Below are 25,433 nucleotides of genomic sequence, written 5' to 3'. Positions count from 1 at the left end.
GGACTAGTCGTGTGTTCAGCATCTATCCTCGCGCGATAGCTTCCTCTCCCGATGCCGATGCCGCCGAGTTTCACGCCCCGCCTCCGACACCTGAACCAGATACGCCGCCCGATGGTCGGGCGTTCGATCGCCCTGCTGGCGGCATTTTGCGTGCTGCTGCTGGGGATCTACGGCTGGAGCCTGTGGACGGCACGCGAGGCACAGCTGGAAGAAACCTCGGCCAGCACCGCGAACATGGCGCTCGCGCTGGCGGCCCAGGCCGAGACCTCGTTCAAGGTGGCCGATGCGGTGCTGGCCGAGACCGTCGAGCGTGTCGAGCAGGACGGCGTGGAGGGCGCGGCGGGAGAGCGCCTGCAACGGCGCTTCCAGCACATCGCCGCCCATTCCGCCGAAGTGCATGGCCTGTTCGTGTATGGCCCCGACGGCAGCTGGCAAGTGACGACGCAGGCGAAGCCGCCGCAGGCCAACAACGCCGACCGCGAGTACTTCCGCCATCACCAGGCCGACCCCGACCGCCGCAGCCACGTGGGCAAGCCGGTGCGCAGCCGTTCCACCGGCGTGATGGTGATCCCGGTGTCGCGCCGCATCGACCGTCCCGACGGCAGCTTCGGCGGCGTCGCGCTGGTGACGCTGGACCTCGGCTTCTTTGGCCGCTTCTATGACCGCTTCGACGTCGGACGCCAGGGCACCATCCTGCTCGCCCTCGACGACGGCACCCTGATCTACCGGCGCCCGTTCTCGGAAAACCTGGTCGGCACCAGCATCGCCGGCGGGCCGATCTTCCAGATGATGAAGAGCGCCGGGCCGGTCGGCACCGCGATGTTGCGGGCCAGGATGGACGGCATCGAGCGCCTCTACAGCTACCGCCACCTGGACGGCTATCCGCTGGTGGTGGCCAGCGCCGAGTCCAAGGACGAGATCCTGGGCGACTGGCGGGCGGGCGCGGTCAAGATGAGCTGCGTGGTGGCGTTCGCGATCGTCCTGCTGGCCTGGGGCGGGCGGCGCATGATCCACCAGATCCGCATCCGCGAGAGTCTCGAGGAAACCTTGCGGGCGCTGGCCGAAAGCGACGGCCTGACCGGGCTGGCCAACCGCCGCCTGTTCGAAGACACCCTGGCGCGCGAGCTGGCGCGGGCGCGCCGCGGCGGCACCGGATTCGCGCTGATCCTGACCGATGTTGACTGGTTCAAGAAGTACAACGACCGCTACGGCCATGTGGCCGGCGACGACTGCCTGCGCAAGGTGGCCACGGCGATCGCGGCCGGCGCGCGCCGGCCGGGCGACTTGGCGGCGCGCTACGGCGGCGAGGAATTCGCCGTGATCCTGCCTGCTACCAGCCTGGATGGCGCGGTGAAGGTGGCCGAAACGATCCGCGCCGCGGTGGCGGAACTGAAGCTGGAGCATGCCGACAGCCCCTATGGCCAGGTCAGCCTGAGCCTGGGCGTGGTGGCCGGCCTGGCCGGCGCCGGGCCGGACGGCGCCTGGGTCGAGGCCGCGGACCGCCTGCTGTACGAAGCCAAGGAAGGCGGGCGCAATCGCATCGCGGCGCGGCTTGCAATTGCATAGCGCGCGATCTAACATCCATCCCATGGAATCGAAGACGACCCCCTTGCTGGACAACCAGCTGTGCTTTGCGCTGTACTCGACCGGGCTGGCGATGAACAAGGTCTACCGCAAGCTGCTGCGCAAGCTGGACCTGACCTATCCGCAATACCTGGTGATGCTGGTGCTGTGGGAGCGCGACGGGGTGACCGTGTCCGACATCGGCGCGCGGCTCTTCCTCGACTCGGCGACCCTGACGCCGCTGCTCAAGCGCCTGGAGACGGCCGGCCTGGTGGCGCGGGCGCGCTCGAACCTCGACGAGCGCCAGGTGGTGGTCAGCCTGACCGACGCCGGCCGCGCGATGGCGCGCGACGCTGCGGCGATCCAGGAACAGGTGCTGTGCGCGGCGGCCTGCCCGCCGGGCGACCTGGCGGCGCTCAAGCGCCAGCTCGAGCAGCTGCGCGGCAAGCTGGCAGCAGACAGCTAGCCGGCGTCAATCGGTGTCCGGCTGGCTGCAACCGGGATAGGCCTGCTGGGGCATGGTGCGCTGGGCCAGCAGCAGGGCCTGGAAATCGCTGGCACGCATCGGCTTGCCGATCAGGTAGCCCTGCAGCACGTCGCATTCGGTCGAGCGGATCGCGCAGGCCTGCGCCTCGGTTTCGATCCCTTCGCAGATCACGGACAGCTTGAGCGACTTGGCGAAGGCGATCACGCCGTTGACGATGTCCAGGCAGCGCCGGTCTTCCTCGATCTCCTGCACGAAGGAGCGGTCGATCTTGATCGCGGTGATCGGGAACTGGCGCAGGTAGGAGAGGTTCGAGTAGCCGGTGCCGAAATCGTCGAGCGCGATCCTGAAGCCTTCCTGCTGCAGCGAACGCAGCACGGACGCCGCCTTCTCGATGTCCTGGGTCAGCATGCTCTCCGTGACTTCCAGCTTGATGCAGCCGGTGTCCAGCCCGTAGTGCGCCACCAGGTTCTTCAGCAGCACCGGCAGGTTCTCGTCGGTGAGCTGGCGGGTCGACACGTTCACCGCCATCTGCAGCTGGAAGCCGAGCAGCTCCCATTCGCGCGCCTGGCGGCAGGCTTCCTCGCAGACCCAGGCCCCGACTGCGTTGATCGCCGGCGAATCCTCGAGCATCGACAGGAAGGCGCCCGGCGCGATCACGCCCAGGCGCGGATGCTCCCAGCGCAGCAGGGCCTCGGCCCCCACCACGGCGCCGTTGGCGGCGCTGATCTGCGGCTGGTAGAACAGCACGAACTGGCGCCGCTCGAGGGCCGAAAACACTTCCTGGCGCAGCTGCAGGCGCTCCTTGATGAGCTGTGCCGACTTGGGCGAGAACAGGCAGGCGGTATGGCGGCCGTTGTCCTTGGCGGCATACATCGCGGCATCCGCATTGTTGAGCAGTTCGTCGGCGCTGACCTCGCCGGGCTTGCCCAGCGCGATCCCGATGCTGGCGCCGACCGTGACCTTCAGGGGGCCGATCGCGATCGGTTCGGCCATGCGCTGCAGCACCGTGGCCGCCAGCGCCTTCGCCGCTTCCGGACTTGCATCAGTGAGCACGAACACGAATTCGTCGCCGCTGATGCGCGCCACCGTGGTATCGGCATTGCCGAATGCCGCCAGGCGGCGCCCGATCTCCTGCAGCGCCAGGTCGCCGGACTGGTGGCCGTGGGCGTCGTTGACTTCCTTGAAGTGGTCGAGGTCGACGAACAGCACCCCGATCATGTCGTCGCGCGCCAGCGCCTCGTCGAGCGCGCGCAGGCAGCTGAAGCGGTTGTGCAGGCCGGTCAGGCTGTCGTGGGTGGCCATGTGGACCAGGCGCGCTTCGGCTTCCTTGCGCTCGGTGATGTTCGCAAAGAACACCGTCAGGCCATCCTTCGACGGATAGGCGCGCGCCTCCAGCCACATCTGCAGCGGCGCATAATAGCTTTCGCAGCTGGCCGCTTCCTGCCGCTCGAGCGCGCGATGGTAGGTCTGATAGAAGGGGCCGCCGACGGCTTCCGGGAACTCGTCCCAGATCACCTTGCCGATCAGATGGTCGGCGCTGCGCCGCATCCAGGCCGCTCCCTTGCTGTTGATGAAGGTGAAGCGCCACTCGCGGTCGAGCGAGAAGCAGCCGTCGGAAATGCTCTCCAGCAGGGTGCTGAGGTGCTCGCGCGCATTCGCCACCTCGGCCTGGGCCTGGATCGCGACGCTCACGTCTTCCAGGAAGGCGACGAAATTGGTGATCGCGCCGGCGGCATCGCATACCGGGAACAGGTGCATGCGGCTCCAGAACACGCTGCCGTCCTTGCGGTAGTTACGCAAGGTGCAGGTGTGGCTGCGGCCGGTGGCGAGGGCCTCGCGCAGGCCGGCGAGTGCGGGCTGGTCACGGTCGCTGCCCTGCAGGAAACGGCAGTTACGGCCGATCACCTCGGCCAGCGTGTAGCCGGAGATCGCCTCGAAGGCCGGATTCACCCAGGCGATCGGATCATCGGGCTGCTTTGCATCGCAGATGACGATGGCCGTGCTGCTCGCCTGGATCAGGCCCTTGAAGAAATCCGCAGGCTTGTCTTCGAGATTGACGAGGGTGAGCCGATTGTATTCCCACGAATGTAATGACATGGTCGCCTGTTGGAACGCTGGACGGCTCCAGTGTAATCGCGGTAGTCGATACGCGGAGCACGCCAAGCGGCCCCGGCTTTATCGCAGCGGCGCCATCCCGAGGGCCGTCATTTTCTCGCCGAGGGCCAGGCGGTCGGCATCGATCTGGCCGCCGTTCGTGCGGCTCGACAAGGCGGCTTTCGTTTTCCGGCCGAGGAAGTAGGCGATGCGTTCCGCGTTCGCGCCGGAGGGGTGGGGAATGCCATGCAGGATGCGCGCTTCGTCGAGCATGCCGCGGCGCGCCAGCCACGACAGCGCCTGGCTCACCTTGGGCCCGAGCGGCACGAAGACGGCGCCGGACAGCTGCGCGGCTTCCTGGCCGAAATACGCCAGCAGCTGTTCCTGCAGCAGGGGCGTGGTCACCATGTTCGGATTGGCGCCGTTATAGTTCTTGCCATCGACGAAGATGGGCTGGCGCAGCGCCCCGGTCACGTGCATGAGGTGGGCGTCGGCGCCGAACAGCGTGGCGCAACTGGCGATCCCGAGCCAGCGCTGCAGGCCGATATGGTCGAGCAGGGCCACCAGGTTGGGACGGATCGCACCGCTGAAGGCGCCCGTGTACTTGGCCGCGCGCAGCAGGTCGGGCAGGGGCAGGCCGTCGCGCAAGCCCTGCTGCGCGGCGCGCACCGCATTCTTCCATTGCACGAAGCCGGGCGAGATCCCGACCACCACCACGCGCGCGGCGGGATTGACGTAGTCGAAGGGAATGTAATGTGCTTCGACGCGGCCGGCGCGGCCGAGCAAATAGGCATCCGGAATCTGTGCGGGATTCGCGATCGCGGCGAGGTCGGTGGCGGCGATCAGGTCCGCATAGTCAGCAAACTGGGCAGGCATGGCCGTATTGTGCCACGGTGCGCCGGCCGAGCGGGGCGCCGTGCTAGCATCGGGCCGACCTGCCGCCGCGGCGGCGATACCTCATACCTATACAGGACCGAACGTGAACGTGCAAACCGACTCCACCCCAGGCATCACCCAGGCGCCGTTCGGCAAGCTGCCCGACGGCGCGCCGGTCACCCGCTACACCCTCGTCAACCGCCACGGCATGACGGTGAAGATCCTCGATTTCGGCGGCATCATCACGAATATCCTCGTGCCCGACCGCGAGGGCCGCTTCGCCGACGTCGCCCTCGGCTTCGACGAGCTGTCGCCCTACCTTGGCGAGAGCCCGTATTTCGGCGCCCTGATCGGCCGCTACGGCAACCGCATCGCAAAGGGCCGTTTCACGCTCGACGGCCACAGCTACCAGCTGGCGACCAATAACGGCAGCAACCACCTCCACGGCGGCGACCGCGGCTTCGACAAGGTCCTGTGGCAGGCCGCCGTCGAAGGCAATGAACTACGGCTGCGCTACCGCAGCGGGGACGGCGAGGAGGGCTATCCGGGCAATCTGGACGCCCAGGTCGTCTACAGCCTCACCGACGACAACGAGATCGTCGTGCGGTTTTCGGCCGTCGCCGACAAGCCGACGCCCGTCAACCTGACCCAGCACAGCTATTTCAACCTGGCCGGCGTCGAGGGCTGCGGTGACATCCTCGGCCATGAACTCCTCATCGATGCCGACGGCTTCGTGCCGATCGACGCCGAATCGATCCCGCTGGGCCAGGTGCGCCCGGTGGCCGGCACCCCCTTCGACTTCCGCCAGCCGCGCAGCATCGGCAGCCGGATCGGCGAGGACGACCGGCAGCTCGCCAACGGCCAGGGCTACGACCATTGCTTCGTGCTGAACAGGGAGGCCGGAAGCCGCCTGCTGACGCGCGCGGTGCGCGTGCGCGACCCCGGTTCGGGGCGGGTGCTGGAACTGCTGACCCAGGAGCCGGGCGTGCAGTTCTACAGCGGGAACTTCCTCGACGGCAGCCTGTCGGGCAAGGGCTGCGCCTATCCCCACCGCGGCGGCTTCGCGATCGAGCCCGAGCACTTCCCGGACTCGCCGAACCAGCCTGCTTTCCCGAACACGATCCTGCGCCCGGGCGATATGTATGCGACCGAGTCGCGCTTCAGGTTTTCGGTGGAGGCATAAGCAAAGGTGTTGTTCCGATAACTCACTTTTGTAAATATCTTCCCACAAACTTCACTTTTCTATCGACTTTCGTTAGTTTCTCGCCATAAACTTTGTCGCTTTGCGTCATATTTGTGCATGGACTTGTAATCAACAAGGTTTCGGAGAGAAGAATGAAAGTCACGGATTGGAAGATCGGGACCCGTCTCGGGATGGGTTTCGGGGTCATCTGCCTGGCGCTGGTGTTCATCGTCGGACAGGGTGTGATCGGCCTCGGCAGTGTGAACACCGGTACCCATACGATCGTCAGCAAGCGCATGCCGCGCCTGGACCTGAGCAGCCGTCTGTCGGGCGAAGTCGACGACATCGCGATCGCGCTGCGCAACATCATGCTGAACGACGACAAGGCCGACCGCTCCACCCAGCTCGATGAAGTGAAGGCCTCGCGCAAGGATGCCGAGACCATTCTGGCCGAACTCGACAAGACTCTGGAAAGCGCGCAGGGACGCGCCCTGCTGGGCCAGCAGCAGGAGCTGAACGCCAGGTATGTGAAGAGCCAGGATGAACTGATCCGCATGGTCGAGGCGAACGACATGGACAGCGCCAAGGCCTACCTCGCGAAGGAGATGCGCCCGATCCTGGTCGAGTACAAGAAGGTGATCGCCGAGCAGATCCGGCAGCAGAAGGAACTCGCCGACGCCGATGCCGCCGCCGCCGCCGACACCTATGCCCGCACCCGTAGCCTGATGCTGGGGGTGGGCCTGCTGATCCTGGGCGCCGCCGCCGCGCTGGCGCTGTGGACCACGGCCTCGATCGTGCGCCCGATCCGCCGCGCACTGGCGGTGGCCGACGCCGTCGCCGCCGGCGACCTGACCACCAGGGTCGAGGTCACCAGCAAGTGCGAGGCCGGCCAGCTGCTGGCATCGCTGAAGACCATGAACGACAACCTGGTGAAGACCGTCGCCACGGTGCGCACCGGCACCGAGGCGATCGGCTCGGCGTCCAGCGAAGTCGCGGCCGGCAACCAGGACCTGTCGAGCCGCACCGAGCAGCAGGCCAGTTCGCTGGAAGAGACGGCGTCCTCGATGGAAGAGCTGACCTCGACCGTGAAGCAGAACGCCGACAATGCGCGCCAGGCGAATACCCTGGCCGAAGCCGCATCCGGCGTCGCCGCGCGCGGCGGCCAGGTGATCCACCAGGTGGTCGCCACGATGGAACAGATCCACGATGCTTCCGGCAAGATCACGGACATCATCAGCGTGATCGACGGCATCGCCTTCCAGACCAATATCCTCGCGCTGAACGCGGCCGTGGAAGCGGCACGCGCCGGCGAGCAGGGCCGCGGCTTCGCGGTCGTCGCCGGCGAAGTGCGCAACCTGGCCCAGCGCTCGGCCGCCGCGGCCAAGGAAATCAAGACCCTGATCGACGATTCCAGCGACAAGGTCGATACCGGCAGCCGCCTGGTGAAGGAAGCCGGCAGCACCATGAACGACATCGTCGACAGCGTGGGCCGCGTCACCGACATCCTCAACGAGATCACCTCGGCCAGCCAGGAGCAGAGCGCCGGCATCGAGCAGATCAACGAAGCCATCACCCAGATGGACACCGTGACCCAGCAGAACGCCGCACTGGTCGAAGAGGCGGCCGCCGCCTCGCAAGCCATGCAGGACCAGGCCACGCGCCTGGCGCAGGCGGTGGCGGTGTTCAAGCTCGAGCATGGCGCCGCGCCGGCCATGGCCGCCGCCCCGGCTGCGCCGCGTTCCACCCTGCCGGCAGTAAGGGCGGCGGCCGCCAAGCCGGCGGCCAGGCCGGCCCGCACCGCGCGTCCGGCGCCGGCCGAGGCGGTGGAGAGTGATTGGGAAGAGTTCTAAGAACGTCGTCCCCGCGAAGGCGGGGATCCAAGTTCTGCTTGATCTGCCGAAACGCGAGCAAACTTGGGTCCCCGCCTGCGCGGGGACGACAGTCTCAACTCGCAGCCGCTGATTATGTTATGGTATCCGACGCGCCCCCAAAGGCGCGTTCGGCAACCGTCTTTACAAGGATCAGCATGACCGGCTTCGTCATCACCCCTCCCGACACCCCCGCGCTTGCCATCGCAGGCTCCGACCAGACTTTCCCGCTGCGCCGCGTGTTCTGCGTCGGCCGCAACTACGCCTCCCACGCGCGAGAAATGGGTTCCGACCCGGACCGCGAACCGCCGTTCTTCTTCACCAAGCCGGCCGACGCCGTGGTGCCGGCCAGCGGCACGCTGCCTTACCCGCCTGCCACGAAGGAGCTGCACCATGAGGTCGAACTGGTGGTGGCCCTGAAGGAGGGCGGTGCGAACATCGCGCCGGAACAGGCGCTCGGCATGGTGTGGGGCTATGCGGTCGGCCTCGACCTGACCCGGCGCGACCTGCAGGCCGTCGCCAAGAAGGACGGACGGCCCTGGGACATGTCGAAAGGCTTCGACGCCTCGGCGCCCTGCAGCCCGCTGCAGCCGGTCTCCTGTACCGACCACCCGCAGGCCGGCCGCATCTGGCTCGAGGTGAACGGCCAGCTGAAGCAGGAGGGCAACCTGAACGAGATGATCTGGCCGGTGGCCGACGTGATCGCCTACCTGTCGCGCTTCGTGACGCTGGCGCCGGGCGACCTGATCTTCACCGGCACCCCGGCCGGGGTCGATGCCCTGAACCCGGGCGACCACGTGCGCGGCGGCGTGGACGGCGTCGCCACTTTCGAACTCGCCATCGGCGGCCAATGACGGGCCTGCACCGCCCCGGGCTGCTGCAGATCGGCGGCTTCCCGCCGGAGGTACAGTCGCAGATCGACGCCGAATTCGAGCGGCTGGGCGCCGCGGACATCGAACGCGATCCCGCGCGCGCCGGCGATATCCGCGCCATCGTCACCCGCAGCAACCTGGAGGTGCCGGCCAGCCTGGTCGAGCGCCTGCCGAAGCTGGAGATCATCGCCACCAACGGCGTCGGCTACGACCTGATCCCGCTCGAGCTGGCGGCGCGGCGCGGCATCGTGGTGTCGAATACCCCGGACGTGCTGAACGCCGCCGTGGCCGAGCTGTGCATCGGCGCGCTGCTGTCGCTGCTGCGCCAGCTGCCCCAGGCCGACCGCTATGTGCGCGACGGCCGCTGGCTTGACGCCAACTTCCCCCTGAGTACCAGCCTGGCCGGCAAGCACGTCGGCATCGTCGGCCTGGGCCGCATCGGCAAGGAGATCGCGCGCCGGCTCGAACTGTTCGGCGTGGCCCTGGCCTACCATGGCCGCAGCGACCAGGGCCTGGACTGGCGCTTCGAAGCCGACCTGGCGGCGCTGGCGCGCGACGTCGACATCCTGATCGTGGCGGCGCCGGGCGGACGCGAGACCGCGCGCATGATCGATGCGCGCGTGCTGGACGCACTCGGGCCGCGCGGCTGGCTGGTGAACGTGGCGCGCGGTTCGCTGGTGGACGAGGAAGCGCTGCTGGCGGCGCTGGAGCAGAAGCGCATCGCCGGCGCCGCGCTCGACGTGTTCGACGGCGAGCCGGACATCGACAAGCGCTTCTTCGGGCTGGAGAACGTGCTGCTGTTGCCGCACATCGGCAGCGCCACGCAGGAAACGCGGGCGGCGATGGCGCAGCTGATGCTGGATAATCTGCGGAGTTGGTTCAGGAGTGGGCGGGCGTTGACGCCGGTGACTGCCTGAACCTTGGCGCATGAACGTCAGCGCATGAACGTCGTCCCCGCGAAGGCGGGGACCCAAGTTTTGCGTGCGTTTCGACCGCGCCTGCAAACCTCGGTTCCGCCTGCGCGGGAACGACGGTTCTAAAGCCGACTCAATTCGCCATATTCTTGGCCACGATCGCATCCGTAGCCGCCTGCGCCTGCTGCAGCGGCTGGTTCAGCACATTGGTCGTATAGGTCGGGCTCGGGGCCGCCACGGCGCCCAGCGCGCCGCCGTCCTGCTTGCTGATGTCGACGTCGACGGTGGCGGACAGGCCCACGCGCAGCGGATGCTGGGCCAGCTCCTTCGGATCCAGCGAGATCCGCACCGGCACCCGTTGCACCACCTTGATCCAGTTGCCGGTTGCGTTCTGCGCCGGCAGCAGCGAGAAGGCGCTGCCGGTGCCGGCGGCCAGGCCCACCACCTTGCCGTGATAGACCACCTTGCCGCCGTAGATGTCGGCCTCGATCGTGGCCGGCTGGCCGACGCGGATGTCGCGCAGTTCCGATTCCTTGAAGTTGGCGTCGATCCACAGCTGGTCCAGCGGCACGATGGACAGCAACGGCGCGCCCGGGGCGATGCGGCTGCCCACCTGCACGCTGCGTTTGGCCACGTAGCCGCTCACCGGCGCGACGATGGCGTTGCGGCGCGCCGCCAGCCAGGCCGACAGGTAATCGGCTTTCGCCGCCAGCACGGTCGGGTGCTCGGACGGGGACACGCCCGCCACCGCCACCCGCGCCGCCGCCACCTGCTTCAGCGCCACGTCCAGCGCGGCCTTCGCATCCTGCACGGCGCGGCGCGCGTGCGCCACGTCTTCGCCGGAGACGACATTATCAAGCGCCAGCGGCAAGCGCCGCGCCAGGTCGTCCTGGGCCGCCTTCAGGGTCACGCGGCGCTGTTCGACCACCGCGTTCAGCTGATCGACGTTGGAATAGCGCTCGCGCTGCTGGCGCACGGCGGTGCCCAGGCGCGCCTCGGCCTGGGCCAGGTTCACTTCGGCGTCGGAGGGGTCGAGGCGCACGATCTCTTCGCCGGCTTTCACCAGCTGGGTCTCGTCGGCGCGGATCTCGACCACGCTGCCGGTCACCTGCGATGAGACGTTGACCAGGTTGCCGCCCACGTAGGCATTGTCGGTCTCGACGCGCTTGGAGGAGACCAGGGTGTAATACGCGCCGTAGGCGAGGCCGGCGGCGAGGAAGGCGACGGTGATGCCGGCCAGGACTGCGCGGCGCTTGCCCTTGTTCGTGATTTGATTGTTCTCGGTGCTCATGGTCTTGGGTTCTGGATTATTTGGTGTTGTTCGATGCGGCAGCCGAGGAGGGCGCGCGATAACCGCCGCCGAGCGCCTTGACCAGCGCCACCTGGGTCTGCAGGCGGGCGTCGAGCAGCTGCAGGTCGGTGTCCTGCTGGCGCAGCAGGGTCATCTTCGCCTGCAGCACGCCGGCGCGTTCCAGCAGGCCGCGCTGCATGCGCGCCTCGGCGCTGTCGAGCAGCTTGCGGCTGGATTCCACGGTCTGCCGGTGGGCCTGCGCTTCCTGGTCGAGACCCTGCAGGGTTGCGCCTTCCTGGGCCACTTCGCGCACCGCGGCCAGCACGGCTTCGTTGTACTCGGCCACTAGTTCCTCGCGGCTGCCGCGGGCCACGCCCAGCTGGGCCTTCAGGCGGCCGCTGTCGAACAGCGGCAGGTCGAGGGTGGCGCCGAGCAGCGGCGTGCGGCTGGGCCAGCGCAGCAGCTTGCCGAGCGAGACCGCGTCGAGGCCGAGCGCGCCCACCAGGTTGATGTCGGGACGGAAGGCGGCTTCGCTGGCGGCCACGCGGCCGAGCTGGGCCTCCACCCGCCAGCGCGCGGCCTGCAGGTCGGGACGGCGCGCCAGCAGCTCCATGCCGAGTTCGCGCGGCAGGGTATTCGCGCCGGGCGCCGGCTTGAAGCGGGCCAGCTTGGCGAGGGCTTGCGTATCGCCGCCGATCAGGGCGCGCAGCACCTCGCGCTCGCGCACCGCCTGGGTGGCGAAGCGGGCCGACTGTTCTTCCATCGTGCCGAGGTCGAGTTCGGCGCTGCGCAGCATGTCGGCGCTGGCCAGGCCGTGGGCGATGCGGGCCTTGCGGCCGGCCACCAGCTCGCGCTGCACCGCCGCGAGAAGCTTCACGTTGTCCTGGCGTGCCCACAGCATCTGCAGGCGGAAGTAGCTCTGGACGACGCTTGCGGCGATCGCCTGCGCGGCCTGGGCGGCTTCGGCCTTGCGCGCATTTTCTTCGCCCAGCGCGCTAGCGACCAGGGAGCGGTGCTTGCCCCACCAGTCGACGTCATAGGAGGCGCGCAGCTGCACGTTGGCGTCGTTGAAGTAGTTGCCGCCGATCGGCGGCGGGAAGAAGCCGTTCGAGGAATAGCGCTGGCGGTTCAGGCCAGTCGACAGGCCCACCTGGGCGCCTTCGTCGGCACGTTCGGCCGTCACGATGGCCTGGGCGCTGGCGACGCGCGCCTGCACCACGGCCAGGCTCGGGTTGTCGTGCAGCGCCTGCTGGACCAGGGCGTTCAGCTGCGGGTCGCCGTAGGTCAGCCACCATTGCTCGGCCGGCCAGGCGTCCTGCGGCAGGGTGATGCCGGGCGCGTGCTGGGCCTTTGCCGCCAGGTCGATCGGCGCGGCGCGCTTGCTGTCGGCCGGCACGCTGATGCAGCCGGCCAGCAGCGCCAGCACGGCGCCGGCGGCGAGGCTGTTTTTCAGGATGAATGAGGTGTGTCGCACTTGTTCTAGCTTTCCAAATTAATCGAGGTGCACGTCGACCGGGGCCGGGGCTGAAGCAGCTTTCGGCGGACGGATCAGGATCAGCAGCGGAATCACGGCCGCGGTGAGCAGCATCATCAGCCAGTAGTCGTCGACGTAGGCGATCATCGAGGCCTGGCGCGTGATCTCGTTGTTGATCATGGCGGCGCCGAGCTGGCTGCCCATGTTGTAGATGCTGGACGGGTCGTTCAGTGCCGGATTGGCATTCGTGATCTGGGTCGTCAGCGAGGCGTGGGCGATCTGGGTGTTACGCACCAGCAGGGCCTGCACCATGGCGATGCCGATCGAGGAACCGATGTTGCGGACCAGGCTGTACAGCGCCGTACCCTCCGCACGCATCTGCTGCGACAAGGTGGCGAAGGTGGCGGCCGACAGCGGCACGAACACCAGGCCCAGGCCCACGCCCTGGATCACGCCGGGCCACACGATGTCGGACTGCGACAGCACCAGCGTGTACTGGGTCATCTGCCACAGCGAGAACGCGGTGATGGCGAAGCCGGCGCCCAGCAGCAGGCGGAAGTCGACCTTGCCGGTGAGCCGTCCCACCACCAGCATCGCCGCCATCGTGCCCAGGCCGGACGGCGCCGTCACCAGGCCGGCCAGCGCCGCCGGGTAGCCCATCAGGCCCTGCAGCATGGTCGGCATCAGCGCGCGGGTCGCGAACAGCACCATGCCGACGATGAAGATCAGCAGCAGGCCGGTGACGTAGTTGCTGTTCTTGAGCAGGCGGAAGTCGACGAAGGACTGGCCGGCCGGACGCGTCAGGGTGTGGCCGATGAAGTAGGCGCCGGCCAGCAGCAGCATGACCAGCTCGACCCAGGTCTCCAGCGACTGGAACCAGTCGTTCTGTTCGCCGCGGTCGAGCAGCATCTGCAGCGCGCCGATCGCGATCGACAGAGTGACGAAGCCGAACATGTCGAAGCGCACCCGGCGCGCGGCGGTGGTGGCGTGGATGTAGCGCCAGATGCCGTAGAAGGCCACCGCGCCGATCGGCAGGTTGATGAAGAAGACCCAGCGCCAGCTGTAGCTGTCGGTCAGCCAGCCGCCCAGGGTCGGGCCGAGGATGGGGCCGATCATCACGCCCATGCCCCATACCGCCATCGCCGAGCCGTGCTTTTCTTTCGGATTGATGTCGAGCAGGACCGACTGCGACAGGGGCACCAGGGCCGCGCCGAACACGCCCTGCAGCATGCGCGAGACGACGATCTCGGTCAGGTTCATCGATAGCCCGCACAGGGCCGAGGCGATGGTGAAGCCGGCCACCGAGACCAGGAACACCTTCTTCAGGCCGAAGCGGTCGACCAGCCAGCCGTTCAGCGGGGTGGCGATGGCGGCGGCCACGATGAAGGAGGTCAGCACCCAGGTGATCTGGTCCTGGGAGGCCGACAGCGCGCCCTGCATGTGGGGCAGGGCGACGTTGGCGATGGTGCCGTCGAGCGCCTGGATGATGGTCGCCAGCATGATCGAGATCGTGATCATGGTGCGGTTGATCGGCGGATTCCCGGAGGCCGGCGCCGCGTTCGCGGTGGCTGCGCTCACAGCTGTTCCTCGATGCGCGCGCGCAGCAGTTCCAGCAGCTCGGTGGCGGCCTCGAGCCGGGCCGGGTCGATGTCGCCCAGCAGGGCCAGGCGCACGGCATTGGCCTGCTCCTTCACCTGCTTGTACAAGGTGGTGCCGGCATCGGTCAGGTGGACCAGCTTGACGCGGCGGTCGGTGGGCGAGGGCGCGCGCGTGACCAGGCCTTCGCGCTCGAGGCGGTCGAGCATCGACACCATCGACGGGCCTTCGACGCCGACCAGGTCGGCCAGCGCGCGCTGCGACATCGGCTCGCCCGACTTGGCGATCATGGCGATGGTCATCCAGCCGGCCTGGCCGATGCCCAGGTGCTTCAGTTGCTTGTCGATCAGGAGGCGCCAGCCGCGCGCCGTGTTGTGCACGGCGGCGGAGAAGCGCTCTCCGATCGGAGATTCAGGTAGATCGCTCATCGTTAGAATTCGAATCGATAGGAATCTATCGAGTTTAGTTTATGCAAGTTGAGTTGTAAAGAGCGTGTCGTGTCAGAATGGACATAACGATGAGTGAGGAGGGAAGATGCCGCAAGCCGCATTGCTGACCGTCCACGGCATGGGAGAGACGCCGCGCGATTACGCCGAAAAGCTGTTCCAGGCCGTGGCTGCACGGCTGGGACCCTTGTCCGGCCAGGTCGATTTCCGCTCGATCTACTACCAGGACATCCTCAAGCCCAACCAGGAAACCGTGTGGGCCAGGGTCAGCGACACCACCCGCCTGCACTATGCCGACCTGCGCCGCTTCCTGCTGTTCGGCTTCGGCGACGCCGCCGGGCTGGAGAACCGCAAGGAGATCGACGGCTCGGTGTATGAACTGGCGCAGGCGGCGATCGCGCGCCAGCTGCTGGGCGTGGCCAGGCAGGACCCGTCGGCGCGGGTGGTGTTCCTGGCGCAGTCGCTGGGCTGCCAGGTGCTGTCCAGCTATATCTACGATGCGCAGAAGGCGCTGGCGGGCGGCCAGGTCCTGGCCGGGGTGTGGAAGGACGTCGACGCCTGGGCCATGCGCGCGCTGGGGGCGCGCCTGAGCGACAGCGACCGGCACTTCATGGCCGGCGCCACCTGCAGCGCCTTCGTCACCACCGGCTGCAACATCCCGATCTTCTGCGCGGCCCACAAGCAGATGGACATCAAGCCGATCGCGCTGCCGACGCCCGGCTTCGAGTGGATCAACTTCTATGACCCCGACGACGCGCTGGGCTGGCCGCTGCAGCCGCTCTCGCCGGGCTACGCCGAACTGGTCGACGACCGCGCGATCAATGCAGGGCAGGGCGTGGTGACCTGGATCCTGAAGAGCTGGAACCCGCTGTCGCACACGGTCTACTGGAGCGACGCCCAGGTGCTCGACGCGCTGACCCAGCGCCTGCGCCTGGAAGTCACCTGAGCGAACTGTATTCCCGCGCCGCGCCGGCTTCTGTGCGCGCCACGCCGGATGCCGTCAGGCTACCATCGGGCACATGAGAGAATCGATTGCAGAACACGCCGCGCGGGCGGAGCCGGCCGGCTTCCAGCTGCGGCCCATCGTGCGCCACCGCGGCGCCAGCCATGGCGCGGCCGAGGACAGCGTGGCCGAAGAGATGCCGCTGGCCCTGGTGGTGAACGGCATTTCGCAGGTGGTCATGATGGTCACCCCGCGCGACCTCGAGGCCTTCGCGGCCGGCTTCGCGCTGACCGAAGGGCTGGTCGACAGCCGTGCGCAGATCTACGACATCGAACTGCGCCTGCATGCGCGCGCGGCCGAGGTCGAGCTGACCGTGGCCCAGGAAGCCTTCCAGCGCCTGAAGGGACGGCGCCGCGCGCTGGCCGGACGTACCGGCTGCGGGGTGTGCGGCATCGAAAGCCTGGAACTGCTCGACCTGGCGCCGGAAAAGATGGCGCCGGCGGCGCTGCCGGCGGACCCCGGCGCGGCCATCGCGCGCGCCGCCGCCGAACTGCCGCGCCACCAGACCCTGATGCAGGAGACCGGCGGCGTGCACGCGGCGGCCTGGTGCGGGCTGGACGGCGCGATCGCCGCCGTGTTCGAGGACGTCGGCCGCCACAATGCGCTCGACAAGCTGGTCGGCCACCTGGCCCTGGCGCGCGCCGACCTGCGCGGCGGCTTCGTCTTCATGTCCAGCCGCGCCAGCTACGAGCTCGCACGCAAGACCGCGCGCATGGGCATCCCGCTGCTGGCGACGATCTCGGCGCCCAGTTCGCTGGCGATCGACATTGCGGCCCAGGCCGGCCTGAAGCTGGCCAGCTTCTGCCGCCGCGACGGCTTCGTCGAATACACTTGATTGCCCTTCGGCGGGTCCGTTAGAACCTGGTCTCCAGCGTGGCGCGCAAGGTCGCCGAACCCGGATAGACCGTGCGACTGCGCTGGGTGTCCTGGCCGGCCACCGTATAGCTGCTGGCAGTGATGCTGTCCTGGCCGAGCAGGTTGGATGCGGCGATGCGCAACTGGCGCTTGGGATCGAATTTCCACAGGGCGTACAGGTCGAGGTTGCGGCGCACGCTCTCGTAGGTCAGCTGATTGTTCGAAACCCGCACTTCGCCGCCGGTCTTGAAGGCGAAGCTGCCGCCGGCCGAGAACGCGCCACGCTTGTAGTCGGCGCCCAGCGTGCTCGAAAACGGCGTCTGGCCCATCAGGCGGTTGTTCGGACCCGGCACGTTGTCGACGCTGGACCAGTTGCGCGACACGCTGGCGCGCAGGTCGAGCGCGGTGGTGGTTTCGAACAGCGCCTTCAGCGGGAACTTGGCTTCCAATTCGATGCTCCTCGCCCGCGCGCTGCCGGTGTTGACCGGACGCGTGACCCAGCGGGTACCGTCGAACACGGTCTGGAGGCGCGTGTTGTTGTCGATGTTGCGTGCCGAGACAGCCGCCGACAGCAGCGCACCCTCGGCCCAGTAGTGTTCGTAGGCGGCGTCGATGCCGAGCGCCAGTTCCGGTTTCAGGTCCGGGTTGCCGGTGTCGTCGGGCTGGGTCTGGTCGTTGTTGACCGAAGTGAAGCGGTGCGGGATCATGGCTTGCAAGTTCGGTGCCTTGTAGGTGCGGGTTAGCGCGAAGCGCAGCTGGTCGCCGTTGGACCCGGGCAGCTTGTACAAGGTCTGGAACAGCGGGCTCCAGACGCTCGATCGCTTATGCACCGTCGCGAAGGTGTTGCCGGCGATGCGGGTCTGGATGCCTTCCCAGCGCGCGCCCAGGTACACCGACCAGCGCGGCGTGACGTTCCACTCGTCCTGGGCGTACAGCGCCAGGCGCGTGAGGTCGGCGATGTAGAACTCGTCGCCACCCGGCAGAGGCACGGTCGGCCGCACCGAATCGCGATCGCGCCGCGCATCGTTCTCGTGCTGCACCCCGCCATCCCAGCCGAAGGCCAGCGCATGGCCTTCCCAGCTCGCGCTGGTGAACTTGCCCATCGTGTTGACCTCGCGGAAGGTCGCGTTCGACTGGACCAGTTCATGCAGATCCGGATCCGCGGCGCGATAGGTCGCGTTCGCCCCCGCGCCGACGGTCGCGCTCAGCTTCGCATCGAGCTTGGCGCCGGAATCGAATTTGTGCACCCAGTTGCCCTCCTCGCGCAGCATCTTGTAGTCGTTGCTCATGGTCTGCCGGAGGTCGGGATAAAAGGGCGGGCTACCCAGCAGGGCGGCGATCTGCGTACGGTTGTCGTTTTCGAAGCGGCCGACGTTCACCAGCGTTTGCGAGGTCACGGTGTCGCCGTTGTCCAGGGTCCAGATCAGGCGCGGGCTCAGGTTGTAGCTCGAGAAGCGTCCCGATTCGAACTGGCGGCCCTGGCGCAGGCCAAGCAGCTTGCCCGCCGCGTCGTCGAATTCCTGGTCGCTCAGCACGGTGCGGTCCAGATGCTGGTGGGCGTAGTTGGCGGTGATCGACCAGGCCAGTTTGCCGGCCTTGTCGGACATCTGCAGGTTGGCGTTCGGGCCGAGCGTCCAGTTGGCGCGCTCGAAGCCCAGCTTCAGCTGGCGCTGGCCGGCCTTCACGGTTTTCTTCAGCACGATGTTGATGGTGCCGGCGATACCCTGGGTCGAGAACTCGGCGCTCGCGGCGCGCAGCACCTCGATGCGTTCGATCAAGTCGGGCGCCAGGGAGTCCAGCGTGAAGCCGTTTGGCGCGCGTTCGCCGTTGATCAGGATCTGCGTATAGCCCTTGCCCAGGCCGCGCATCTGCACTTCGCTGCCGCGCCCACCACTACCGCTGATCGTGATGCCGGGCACGCGCTTGAGCACGTCGAGGATGCTGGTGTCGCCGTGGCGGACGATCTCGTCATGGTTGATGACGATCCTGGCGGCGGTATCGTCGCGGCGTGGGTCGTAGGCGTCGAACGCGCCGCGTACCTCGACCTGCTGCACGGTGCTGCCCTGCGCTTGCTTGCCGTCGCCGTCGCTCGCGGCTTGCCGGGCATGCGCGGATGCCGCAGCCAGCGCCACGGAAAGTGCCGCCGCCAGTTTTTTCATCTGCATATGAAAGAGGGGTGTTGTATAGTAATTAATGTGCTAAACAATAGCACTATAAATTACTAGCAACAAGAACTTTCGTTGACTACCCTTATGCGCAGGCGCTGAGCAGCACCGGAATCGATTTCGAGGTCGGCGTGCCGGCGCCGGTCGCCACGCTGTCGAGCGGCACCAGCGCATTGGTCTCGGGGTAGTAGGCGCCCAGGCAGCCGCGCGGGATGTCGTATTCGACCAGCATGAAGCGCTCGGCGCGGCGTTCGACGCCGTCATCCCATACGCTGGTGATGTCGACCCACTGGCCGTTCTGCAAGCCGAGCATCTTCAGGTCGAGCCGGTTGGCAAACAAGACCCGGCGCATGCCGAACACGCCGCGGTAGCGGTCGTCCATGCCGTAGATCGTGGTGTTGTACTGGTCGTGCGAGCGGGTCGTCATCAGCACCAGAAGGCGCTCGCCGTGGCGCGCGCGCGCGCGGTGGATCGGCGTGTCCTTGTCGATTTCCTGCACCACGAACTGCGCCTTGCCGCTGGCCGTGACCCATTCGCGCTCGCGCGAGGCGACCTTCAAATGGAAGCCGCCGGGCACCGCCACCCGCGCGTTGTACTCCTGGAAGCCGGCGATCGAGCGCTCGATGGCATCGCGGATGCGCGCGTAGTCGGCCACATGCCAGTTCCAGTCGACCTTGGTGCTGCCCAGGGTCGCCGCGGCCATGCCGGCGACGATCGCCGGTTCGGACAGCAGGTTGGGCGAGGCCGGCTTGTTCATGCCGTAGGAGATGTGCACCATGCTCATCGAATCCTCGACCGTCACGCCTTGCGCGACGCCCTGCTGCAGGTCGATCTCGGTGCGTCCCAGGGTCGGCAGGATCAGGGCGTCCTGGCCGTGCACCAGGTGGCTGCGATTCAGCTTGGTGGTCACGTGCACCGTCAGCGCGCAGGATCGCAGGGCCTGGAAGGTGAGCGGGGTGTCCGGGGTGGCGATGGCGAAGTTGCCGCCCAGGCCGATGAAGACCTTGACCCGGCCGTCCAGCATCGCCTTGATGGTCTCGACCACGTCGTAGCCGTGGTGGCGCGGCGGCTCGAAGTCGAAGGCCTTGCCGAGGCGGTCGAGGAAGGCCTGGGAGGGCTGCTCCTCGATGCCGACGGTGCGGTCGCCCTGCACGTTGGAGTGGCCGCGCACCGGGCACAGGCCGGCGCCGGGACGGCCGATATTTCCGCGCATCATCATGAGGTTGGACAGCAGCTGCACCGCCGCCAGCGAATTCTTGTGCTGGGTAAGGCCCATGCCCCAGGTCGCGATCACGCGCTTGCCCTTGACGTAGACCTGGGCCAGCTCCTCCAGCCGCGCGCGCGCGACCCCGGACTCCGTCAGGATGTCGTCCCAGCTCTCGGCCCGCAGGTCGGCGGCGAAGGCCTCGAAGCCGGTGGTGTGGCGGGCGATGAAGCCGGCGTCGATGACGCGCGCCAGGCCGGCTTCGAGGGCGGCGTCGTCCAGTTCGATCACGCGCTTGGCGACGCCCTTGATCAGGGCCAGGTCGCCGGCCAGCTTCGGCTGCACGAACAGGGTGCCGATCCTGGTGCTGGAATTGGTCAGCATCTCGAGCGGGGCCTGCGGGTCGGTGAAGCGTTCCAGGCCGCGTTCCTTGAGCGGGTTGATCGAGACGATGGTGGCGCCGCGCTTGGCGCAGGCGCGCAGCTCGCCCAGCATGCGCGGGTGGTTGGTGGCCGGGTTCTGGCCGAAGATCAGCAGGGTGTCGGCTTGTTCGAAGTCTTCCAGGGTGACGGTGCCCTTGCCGATGCCCACCGTGCCGGGCAGGCCGCGGCTGGTCGGCTCGTGGCACATGTTCGAGCAGTCGGGAAAGTTGTTGGTGCCGTACAGGCGCACGAACAGCTGGAACAGGAAGGCCGCCTCGTTGCTGGCGCGGCCGGAGGTGTAGAAGGCGGCCTGGTTCGGGTCGGGCAGGGCCTGCAAGTGGCGCCCGACCAGGGCGAAGGCGTCCGCCCAGGCGATCGGCACGTATTTGTCGCTGGCGCCGTCGTAGACCAACGGGTCCGTCAGGCGGCCGTGCTGCTCCAGTTCATAGTCCGATTGCCGCATCAGTTCGGCCACGGTGTGGCGCGCGAAGAAATCCGGACCGACGCGCTTGCTGGTCGCTTCAGCGGCGACCGCCTTCACGCCGTTCTCGCAGAATTCGAAGGTCGATGCATGCGCGCGGTCCGGCCAGGCGCAGCCCGGACAGTCGAAGCCGTCCGGCTGGTTCTGCCTGAACAGCGTCTTGTAATTGCTGCCGCTGACCTTTTCCCTGAACAGGTTGATCGCCACCTGCTTGACCGCACCCCAGCCGGCGGCGGCATGGGTGTAGGGCGCGACGAAACCTTCGTTGTTTTGTTTTCCCACGATTACTCCTGTACTCCTGTATCTGGCGACACGGCCGGCGCGACGTGGTGCCGGTCCGAGTCGAGTCGACAGAGTACGCCCGCTTACCCGACGGCAGCGTGCACACAATCCTCCTGTTGACAGGAGCACAGTACGGAACATGGAACGGCAGCCTCCGGCAGCGCCGCAGCCCTTCGGCTATACTGCCGGCGTGCCCACACTGTATGAAACCCTCGCCGCGGAAATCGAGAGCCAGATCGCCAGCGGCGTCCTGCTCGAAGGCGAAAAAATCCCCTCGATACGCCAGACCAGCCAGCATCACAACCTGAGCATCACCACGGTGCTGCGGGCCTACGTGCTGCTCGAAAGCCGCGGCATCGTCGAGAGCCGGCCGCAATCCGGCTATTTCGTGCGCCCGCGCGTCAAGCCGGCGGCGCCGCCGTCGCACGTCCCTGCGCCGCTGATGCTGTCGTCCGAGGTCGACGTCAGCCGGCTGGTGCTCAAGACCCTGCGCTCGATCCACACCGGCGGCGCGGTGCCGCTCGGATCGCCGTATGCGGATCCGTCCAGCTACCCGTGGAAGCGCCTCAGCCAGTACGCCAATGCGATCGCGCGCCGCCACCAGGAGTGGAGCGTGATGAACGACCTGCCGCCGGGGCATCCGCAGCTGATCCGGCAGATCGCCCGCCGCCACCTCGAGAACGGCCTCGCGGTCGATCCGGGCGAGATCATCGTCACGGTCGGGGCGACCGAGGCGATCAACCTGTGCCTGCAGGCGGTGGCGCGGCCGGGCGACACCATCGCGGTCGAGTCGCCGACCTACTACGCCATGCTGCATGCGATCGAGCGGCTCGGGATGCGCGCCGTGGAGGTGGTGACGGATCGGAAGGAGGGCATCGATCTCGAGGCGCTGGCCGAAGTCATCGCCAGCCAGAAGATCGCCGCCTGCATGGTGATGCCGAACTTCCAGAATCCGCTCGGTTTCCAGATGAGCGACGAGCGCAAGCGCGCGCTGGTCGAGCTGCTGGGGACGCACGGGATCCCGGTCATCGAGAACGACGTCTACCACGAGCTGTATTACGGCGACAGCCATCCGACCTCGCTGAAGTCCTTCGACACCAGGGGGCTGGTGCTGCATTGCGCCTCGTTCTCGAAGAGCCTGACGGCGGCCTACCGGATCGGCTGGTGCCTGCCGGGCCGCTACACGGCCGAGGTGGAAAAGCTGAAGTTCCTGAATACCCTGGCGACCTCCTCGCTGCCGCAACTGGCGATCGCCGAATACCTGCAGAACGACGGCTATGACGCCCACCTGCGCAAGATGCGCAAGGCCTTCGCGCAGCAGGCGCGGATCATGTCCGCGGCCGTGCTGCGCTTCTTCCCGGAAGGAACGCGGGTGAGCGAGCCGAAGGGCGGCTATGTGCTGTGGGTGGAGCTGCCCGGCGGGGTCGATGCGATGACGCTGTATGCGCGCGCGCTCGAAGAGAGGATCACGGTCGGCCCCGGGAATATGTTCTCGGCGCGCGGCAGCTTCGATCATTTCATCCGGCTGAACTACAGCTACCCGTGGAGCGCCCGCGTCGAAGCCGCGGTGAAGCGGCTCGGCCGCCTGGTGGCCGAACTGGCCGGGGACGCTTCCTAGCGTTCGCGCAGCGGCGCCGGAGTCGGCGAGCTGGTCAATCGTCGTGTCGAACATGGTAGAGCTTTCGGATACCGCAAAAGGCCGCTAGTGTCGGCGCAGCCGTAACCTGCTCTGCGGTACAGAACTGCTCACATGAAAAGGATACAGTCGCCCGAGCGCTGTGTCCGTCCTGTCCCGATGCATCTGTATTCCTTGCCCCCGGGCTGGCCGCAGTATGCTGCGGCGATGGACATGAGCAATGAACAAATGAACGAGGGCGAGGCGGCCTTGGCCGGCCTGCTCGAACAGCTGTGGCGGATGGCGCAGGAGGCGCCGTCCAGGTCCTGTTCGCTGGCGCGGGCCAGCAAGCGCACGCGGCGCCCGATGAGCGTCCTGACGCGGCAACTGAGCCTGCTGTCCGAGGCCGGCTGGGTGCAGGTGGCGGCGCACGAGGAGGGCGGCGGCAGCGTGACGCTGACGGCGGCCGGGCGCGAGCTGTGCGCCGGCTGGTTCGGCGCCTGAGAGCTCTTATCCTCCGACCAGCGACATGCGGACTACCGGATAGCGTCCCGCACCGCCGTGCCTTCGCAGCGCGCCGCGCTGTTCCGAATAGCGGTCGGCGCGCGTGCTCCAGCTGGCGCGGATCGTCTGCGCCAGCTGGCCGGTCCGGCCGGCACGCAGCCAAGGACGCAAGTCGACCGAACGCGCCGCGAACAGGCACAGGAACAGCTTGCCGTCGGCGCTGACGCGGGCGCGGGTGCAGTCGCCGCAAAACGGCTTCGATACGCTGGCGATGAATCCGACCTCGCCGCCGCCGTCGGCGTAGCGAAAGCCGTTGGCGGTATCGCTGGCATGCCCCGGCTGCGGGACCAGCGCGAACTCGCTGTCGATCAGTGCGCGCATCTCCGCCGCGGTCACCACCTGGTCGAGCCGCCAGCCTTCGGCGCCGCCGACGTCCATGTATTCGATGAAGCGCAGATTGACGCCGCTGTGGCGGAAATGGCGCGCCAGCGGCAGGACCTGGTGCGCGTTGCGGGTCCTGCTGATCACCGCGTTCACCTTCACCGGCGCCAGTCCGGCGGCCTGCGCGGCCTCGATCCCGTCGAGCACCCGGGCGACCGGGAAGTCGACGTCGTTCATGGCGCGGAACACGGCATCGTCGAGCGCGTCGAGGCTGACGGTCACGCGGCCCAGGCCCGCATCCCTGAGCGCGCGCGCCTGCGCCGCGAGCAGGGCGCCGTTGGTCGTCATCGCGATCTCGACCGGCTTGCCGGCCGGTGTCTCCAGTCGCGCCAGCGCTTCGACGAGGCGCGGCAGGTCCTTGCGCAGCAGCGGCTCGCCGCCGGTGATCCGGATCTTTTCCACTCCCAGGCCGACGAAGGTCCTGGCAAGCGTCGTCATCTCGTCGAAGGACAGGCGCTCTGCCGCGCGCAGGAAAGGGTAGTCGCGCGTGAAGACCTCCTTGGGCATGCAGTAGGTACAGCGGAAGTTGCACTGGTCGATGACAGATAGCCGCAAGTCCTTGAGGGGGCGCATCAAGGTGTCGGTGAGGCCCGTCGCGGGCAGGAATGGATTCATGCGGCGAGGATAGCAGCGCTTGCGCGCACCGCGTGCATACAGTCGGGCCTGGGCGCAGGCAGTACAGTTCCGCTGGCGTCAGCCCGGCTGCAGGGTGAACACGGCGCGCACCTCGCCGGCCGGCATGCCGCGCGCATTCAGGATCGCCGGCGCGCGCCAGGGTTCGAGCAGTTCGCGGCGCTGCGCGTCCAGCAGGCCGAGCTGCTCGAGCGCGCTGAAGGTGGACGGATGCAGGGCGCGCACGGCGCCGTCCGCGACCTTGATCGCGATGCCGATGCCGGCCGAGCGCACGCCGATCGCCTGCACCGCGTCGGCGCCGATCTTCGCCACCCAGTCGCCGCGGCCGGCCGTCATCCAGGCGAGGTCGGTGCGCGCCTCGCCGGACACCAGGTCGGGCCGCTTGGTCATCGCATCGAACAGGTCGCCCAGCACGCTGCCCAGGCGCGCATCGCGGCCGCCTTGCGCCAGGCGCGCATACAGGTGGGCCAGGCGCGCCAGCGGCATCGCATAGTTGGGCGCCGAGCAGCCGTCGATCCCGGTCGGCAGCTTGTCCTCGTTCATCTGCACGGCCTCGGCCAGTGTGGCGCGGATCGCCTGCTGCAGCGGGTGGCCGGGGCCGACATAGCCGGCGGTCGGTACGTCGTGCAGGCGGCACCAGGCCAGGAAGCCGCTGTGCTTGCCCGAGCAGTTGTGGTGGACCGTGCGCCAGCGCCGCCCGGCCGGGGGCGGCAGGCCGACCGCGTCGTAGTATAGCGGGGTGGCGCAGCCGCATTCGAGGTGGGTCTCGTCGAGGCCGATCTTGCCGAGGATGGACTGGACGCCCGCCAGGTGCTTTTCCTCGCCCGAGTGGCTGGCGCACAGCAGGGCCAGTTCGTCGAGCGTGAGGCCAAGGCGCGCCGGGCCGTCGGCCAGCATGAAGGGCAGGGCCTGGAAGGGCTTCAGCGCCGACCGCGTGAAGACCATGGCGTCGGGATCGCCGCTGGAGTACAGCAGGCGGCCGGCGGCGTCGACCACGGCGATCGAACCGAAATGGATGTTCTCGACCGGGTAGCCGGTCTCCGGATAGCCACGGCTGGTGGCGACGAGGGGGACTGGATGCATGGGTGTCGTCCTGATGATCGATTCCGAAACTCTAGCGGATATTCGCACCGGGGCGCGCAGGACGCGAAAACCCATGCATCT

The 25,433-nt window shown here is 67.8% G+C and carries 20 protein-coding genes; 10 read left to right on the top strand and 10 right to left on the bottom strand.

Annotated elements, in window-relative coordinates; translation table 11 throughout:
• Positions 1-57 precede the first annotated feature (57 nt).
• Together AC1DOP_RS03015 and AC1DOP_RS03010 are read left to right on the top strand one after the other, a co-directional pair.
• Positions 58-1,566, top strand: coding sequence for a sensor domain-containing diguanylate cyclase (locus tag AC1DOP_RS03015; protein WP_477249737.1), 1,509 nt, complete (start codon positions 58-60; stop codon positions 1,564-1,566).
• Between the two features lie 22 nt (positions 1,567-1,588).
• Entirely contained in the window at positions 1,589-2,029 is a 441-nt protein-coding gene (locus AC1DOP_RS03010) for a MarR family winged helix-turn-helix transcriptional regulator (RefSeq protein ID WP_477249735.1), read from the top strand.
• A gap of 6 nt (positions 2,030-2,035) precedes the next feature.
• Here AC1DOP_RS03010 and AC1DOP_RS03005 read toward each other — a convergent pair whose 3' ends face one another.
• Positions 2,036-4,147, bottom strand: coding sequence for a putative bifunctional diguanylate cyclase/phosphodiesterase (locus AC1DOP_RS03005; RefSeq protein WP_477249733.1), 2,112 nt, complete (start codon positions 4,145-4,147; stop codon positions 2,036-2,038).
• 78 nt (positions 4,148-4,225) lie between these two features.
• Positions 4,226-5,020 (bottom strand): hypothetical protein, encoded by a 795-nt coding sequence (locus AC1DOP_RS03000; RefSeq protein ID WP_442122549.1) that lies wholly within the window; start codon positions 5,018-5,020, stop codon positions 4,226-4,228.
• 103 nt (positions 5,021-5,123) lie between these two features.
• On the opposite strand from AC1DOP_RS03000, the gene AC1DOP_RS02995 reads away from it, so the two are divergent.
• From AC1DOP_RS02995 to AC1DOP_RS02980, 4 genes are all read left to right on the top strand, one after another.
• A complete protein-coding gene (locus AC1DOP_RS02995; RefSeq protein WP_477249731.1) occupies positions 5,124-6,203 on the top strand; it encodes an aldose epimerase family protein in 1,080 nt (359 codons plus the stop codon).
• A gap of 152 nt (positions 6,204-6,355) precedes the next feature.
• Entirely contained in the window at positions 6,356-8,053 is a 1,698-nt protein-coding gene (locus AC1DOP_RS02990; protein ID WP_477249729.1) for a methyl-accepting chemotaxis protein, read from the top strand.
• Between the two features lie 176 nt (positions 8,054-8,229).
• Positions 8,230-8,925 carry a fumarylacetoacetate hydrolase family protein gene (locus AC1DOP_RS02985; RefSeq protein ID WP_442122552.1) on the top strand — a complete coding sequence of 232 codons (696 nt, stop codon included), beginning with the start codon at positions 8,230-8,232 and terminating at the stop codon, positions 8,923-8,925.
• On the top strand, positions 8,922-9,860 hold the full coding sequence (locus AC1DOP_RS02980; protein WP_477249726.1) for a 2-hydroxyacid dehydrogenase: 939 nt from the start codon (positions 8,922-8,924) through the stop codon (positions 9,858-9,860). Before AC1DOP_RS02985 ends, AC1DOP_RS02980 begins: the two co-directional genes overlap by 4 nt.
• Positions 9,861-9,990: 130 nt before the next feature.
• On the opposite strand, the gene AC1DOP_RS02975 is transcribed toward AC1DOP_RS02980, so the two are convergent.
• The 4 genes from AC1DOP_RS02975 to AC1DOP_RS02960 are packed head-to-tail and all read right to left on the bottom strand — an operon-like array spanning position 9,991 to position 14,646.
• Positions 9,991-11,148, bottom strand: a complete 1,158-nt coding sequence (locus tag AC1DOP_RS02975) for an EmrA/EmrK family multidrug efflux transporter periplasmic adaptor subunit (RefSeq protein ID WP_477249724.1) — start codon at positions 11,146-11,148, stop codon at positions 9,991-9,993.
• 16 nt (positions 11,149-11,164) lie between these two features.
• A complete protein-coding gene (locus AC1DOP_RS02970) occupies positions 11,165-12,622 on the bottom strand; it encodes an efflux transporter outer membrane subunit (RefSeq protein WP_477249722.1) in 1,458 nt (485 codons plus the stop codon).
• Positions 12,623-12,640: 18 nt separating this feature from the next.
• Complete coding sequence (locus tag AC1DOP_RS02965) at positions 12,641-14,140, bottom strand: MDR family MFS transporter (protein ID WP_477250105.1); 1,500 nt, start codon at positions 14,138-14,140, stop codon at positions 12,641-12,643.
• 56 nt (positions 14,141-14,196) lie between these two features.
• Positions 14,197-14,646: a MarR family winged helix-turn-helix transcriptional regulator gene (locus tag AC1DOP_RS02960; RefSeq protein ID WP_442122556.1), complete on the bottom strand. Its 450-nt coding sequence runs from the start codon at positions 14,644-14,646 to the stop codon at positions 14,197-14,199.
• A gap of 106 nt (positions 14,647-14,752) precedes the next feature.
• Here AC1DOP_RS02960 and AC1DOP_RS02955 point away from each other — a divergent pair, with 106 nt between their 5' ends.
• Positions 14,753-15,610: a hypothetical protein gene (locus AC1DOP_RS02955; protein ID WP_442122557.1), complete on the top strand. Its 858-nt coding sequence runs from the start codon at positions 14,753-14,755 to the stop codon at positions 15,608-15,610.
• A gap of 73 nt (positions 15,611-15,683) precedes the next feature.
• On the top strand, positions 15,684-16,502 hold the full coding sequence (fdhD, locus tag AC1DOP_RS02950) for a formate dehydrogenase accessory sulfurtransferase FdhD (protein WP_477249720.1): 819 nt from the start codon (positions 15,684-15,686) through the stop codon (positions 16,500-16,502).
• A 19-nt stretch (positions 16,503-16,521) separates the two neighbouring features.
• Here fdhD and AC1DOP_RS02945 read toward each other — a convergent pair whose 3' ends face one another.
• Together AC1DOP_RS02945 and AC1DOP_RS02940 are read right to left on the bottom strand one after the other, a co-directional pair.
• Positions 16,522-18,681: a TonB-dependent receptor plug domain-containing protein gene (locus AC1DOP_RS02945; RefSeq protein WP_477249717.1), complete on the bottom strand. Its 2,160-nt coding sequence runs from the start codon at positions 18,679-18,681 to the stop codon at positions 16,522-16,524.
• A gap of 91 nt (positions 18,682-18,772) precedes the next feature.
• Positions 18,773-21,076, bottom strand: coding sequence for an FdhF/YdeP family oxidoreductase (locus tag AC1DOP_RS02940; RefSeq protein WP_442122560.1), 2,304 nt, complete (start codon positions 21,074-21,076; stop codon positions 18,773-18,775).
• A 139-nt stretch (positions 21,077-21,215) separates the two neighbouring features.
• Here AC1DOP_RS02940 and AC1DOP_RS02935 point away from each other — a divergent pair, with 139 nt between their 5' ends.
• Together AC1DOP_RS02935 and AC1DOP_RS02930 are read left to right on the top strand one after the other, a co-directional pair.
• Complete coding sequence (locus tag AC1DOP_RS02935; protein ID WP_477249715.1) at positions 21,216-22,694, top strand: aminotransferase-like domain-containing protein; 1,479 nt, start codon at positions 21,216-21,218, stop codon at positions 22,692-22,694.
• A gap of 231 nt (positions 22,695-22,925) precedes the next feature.
• Complete coding sequence (locus tag AC1DOP_RS02930) at positions 22,926-23,195, top strand: ArsR family transcriptional regulator (protein WP_442122562.1); 270 nt, start codon at positions 22,926-22,928, stop codon at positions 23,193-23,195.
• Between the two features lie 6 nt (positions 23,196-23,201).
• Here the strand turns inward: AC1DOP_RS02930 and moaA are convergent, their stop codons facing one another.
• Together moaA and AC1DOP_RS02920 are read right to left on the bottom strand one after the other, a co-directional pair.
• Positions 23,202-24,251, bottom strand: coding sequence for a GTP 3',8-cyclase MoaA (moaA, locus tag AC1DOP_RS02925; protein WP_477249712.1), 1,050 nt, complete (start codon positions 24,249-24,251; stop codon positions 23,202-23,204).
• Positions 24,252-24,329: 78 nt separating this feature from the next.
• A complete protein-coding gene (locus AC1DOP_RS02920; RefSeq protein ID WP_477249710.1) occupies positions 24,330-25,352 on the bottom strand; it encodes an asparaginase in 1,023 nt (340 codons plus the stop codon).
• Positions 25,353-25,433: the final 81 nt, after the last annotated feature.

This window comes from Massilia sp. 01N410 (assembly GCF_056399665.1).
This window is presented reverse-complemented; position numbering and strand designations above follow the sequence as displayed.

Excerpts from the sequence above, each read along its gene's own strand:
- AC1DOP_RS03015 (WP_477249737.1), top strand. The coding sequence starts at position 58 with ATGCCGCCGAGTTTCACGCCCCGCCTCCGACACCTGAACCAGATACGC.
- AC1DOP_RS03010 (WP_477249735.1), top strand. The coding sequence starts at position 1,589 with ATGGAATCGAAGACGACCCCCTTGCTGGACAACCAGCTGTGCTTTGCG.
- AC1DOP_RS03005 (WP_477249733.1), bottom strand. The coding sequence starts at position 4,147 with ATGTCATTACATTCGTGGGAATACAATCGGCTCACCCTCGTCAATCTC.
- AC1DOP_RS03000 (WP_442122549.1), bottom strand. The coding sequence starts at position 5,020 with ATGCCTGCCCAGTTTGCTGACTATGCGGACCTGATCGCCGCCACCGAC.
- AC1DOP_RS02990 (WP_477249729.1), top strand. The coding sequence starts at position 6,356 with ATGAAAGTCACGGATTGGAAGATCGGGACCCGTCTCGGGATGGGTTTC.
- AC1DOP_RS02985 (WP_442122552.1), top strand. The coding sequence starts at position 8,230 with ATGACCGGCTTCGTCATCACCCCTCCCGACACCCCCGCGCTTGCCATC.
- AC1DOP_RS02980 (WP_477249726.1), top strand. The coding sequence starts at position 8,922 with ATGACGGGCCTGCACCGCCCCGGGCTGCTGCAGATCGGCGGCTTCCCG.
- AC1DOP_RS02975 (WP_477249724.1), bottom strand. The coding sequence starts at position 11,148 with ATGAGCACCGAGAACAATCAAATCACGAACAAGGGCAAGCGCCGCGCA.
- AC1DOP_RS02965 (WP_477250105.1), bottom strand. The coding sequence starts at position 14,140 with ATGATCACGATCTCGATCATGCTGGCGACCATCATCCAGGCGCTCGAC.
- AC1DOP_RS02960 (WP_442122556.1), bottom strand. The coding sequence starts at position 14,646 with ATGAGCGATCTACCTGAATCTCCGATCGGAGAGCGCTTCTCCGCCGCC.
- AC1DOP_RS02955 (WP_442122557.1), top strand. The coding sequence starts at position 14,753 with ATGCCGCAAGCCGCATTGCTGACCGTCCACGGCATGGGAGAGACGCCG.
- fdhD (WP_477249720.1), top strand. The coding sequence starts at position 15,684 with ATGAGAGAATCGATTGCAGAACACGCCGCGCGGGCGGAGCCGGCCGGC.
- AC1DOP_RS02945 (WP_477249717.1), bottom strand. The coding sequence starts at position 18,681 with ATGAAAAAACTGGCGGCGGCACTTTCCGTGGCGCTGGCTGCGGCATCC.
- AC1DOP_RS02935 (WP_477249715.1), top strand. The coding sequence starts at position 21,216 with ATGGAACGGCAGCCTCCGGCAGCGCCGCAGCCCTTCGGCTATACTGCC.
- AC1DOP_RS02930 (WP_442122562.1), top strand. The coding sequence starts at position 22,926 with ATGAGCAATGAACAAATGAACGAGGGCGAGGCGGCCTTGGCCGGCCTG.
- moaA (WP_477249712.1), bottom strand. The coding sequence starts at position 24,251 with ATGAATCCATTCCTGCCCGCGACGGGCCTCACCGACACCTTGATGCGC.
- AC1DOP_RS02920 (WP_477249710.1), bottom strand. The coding sequence starts at position 25,352 with ATGCATCCAGTCCCCCTCGTCGCCACCAGCCGTGGCTATCCGGAGACC.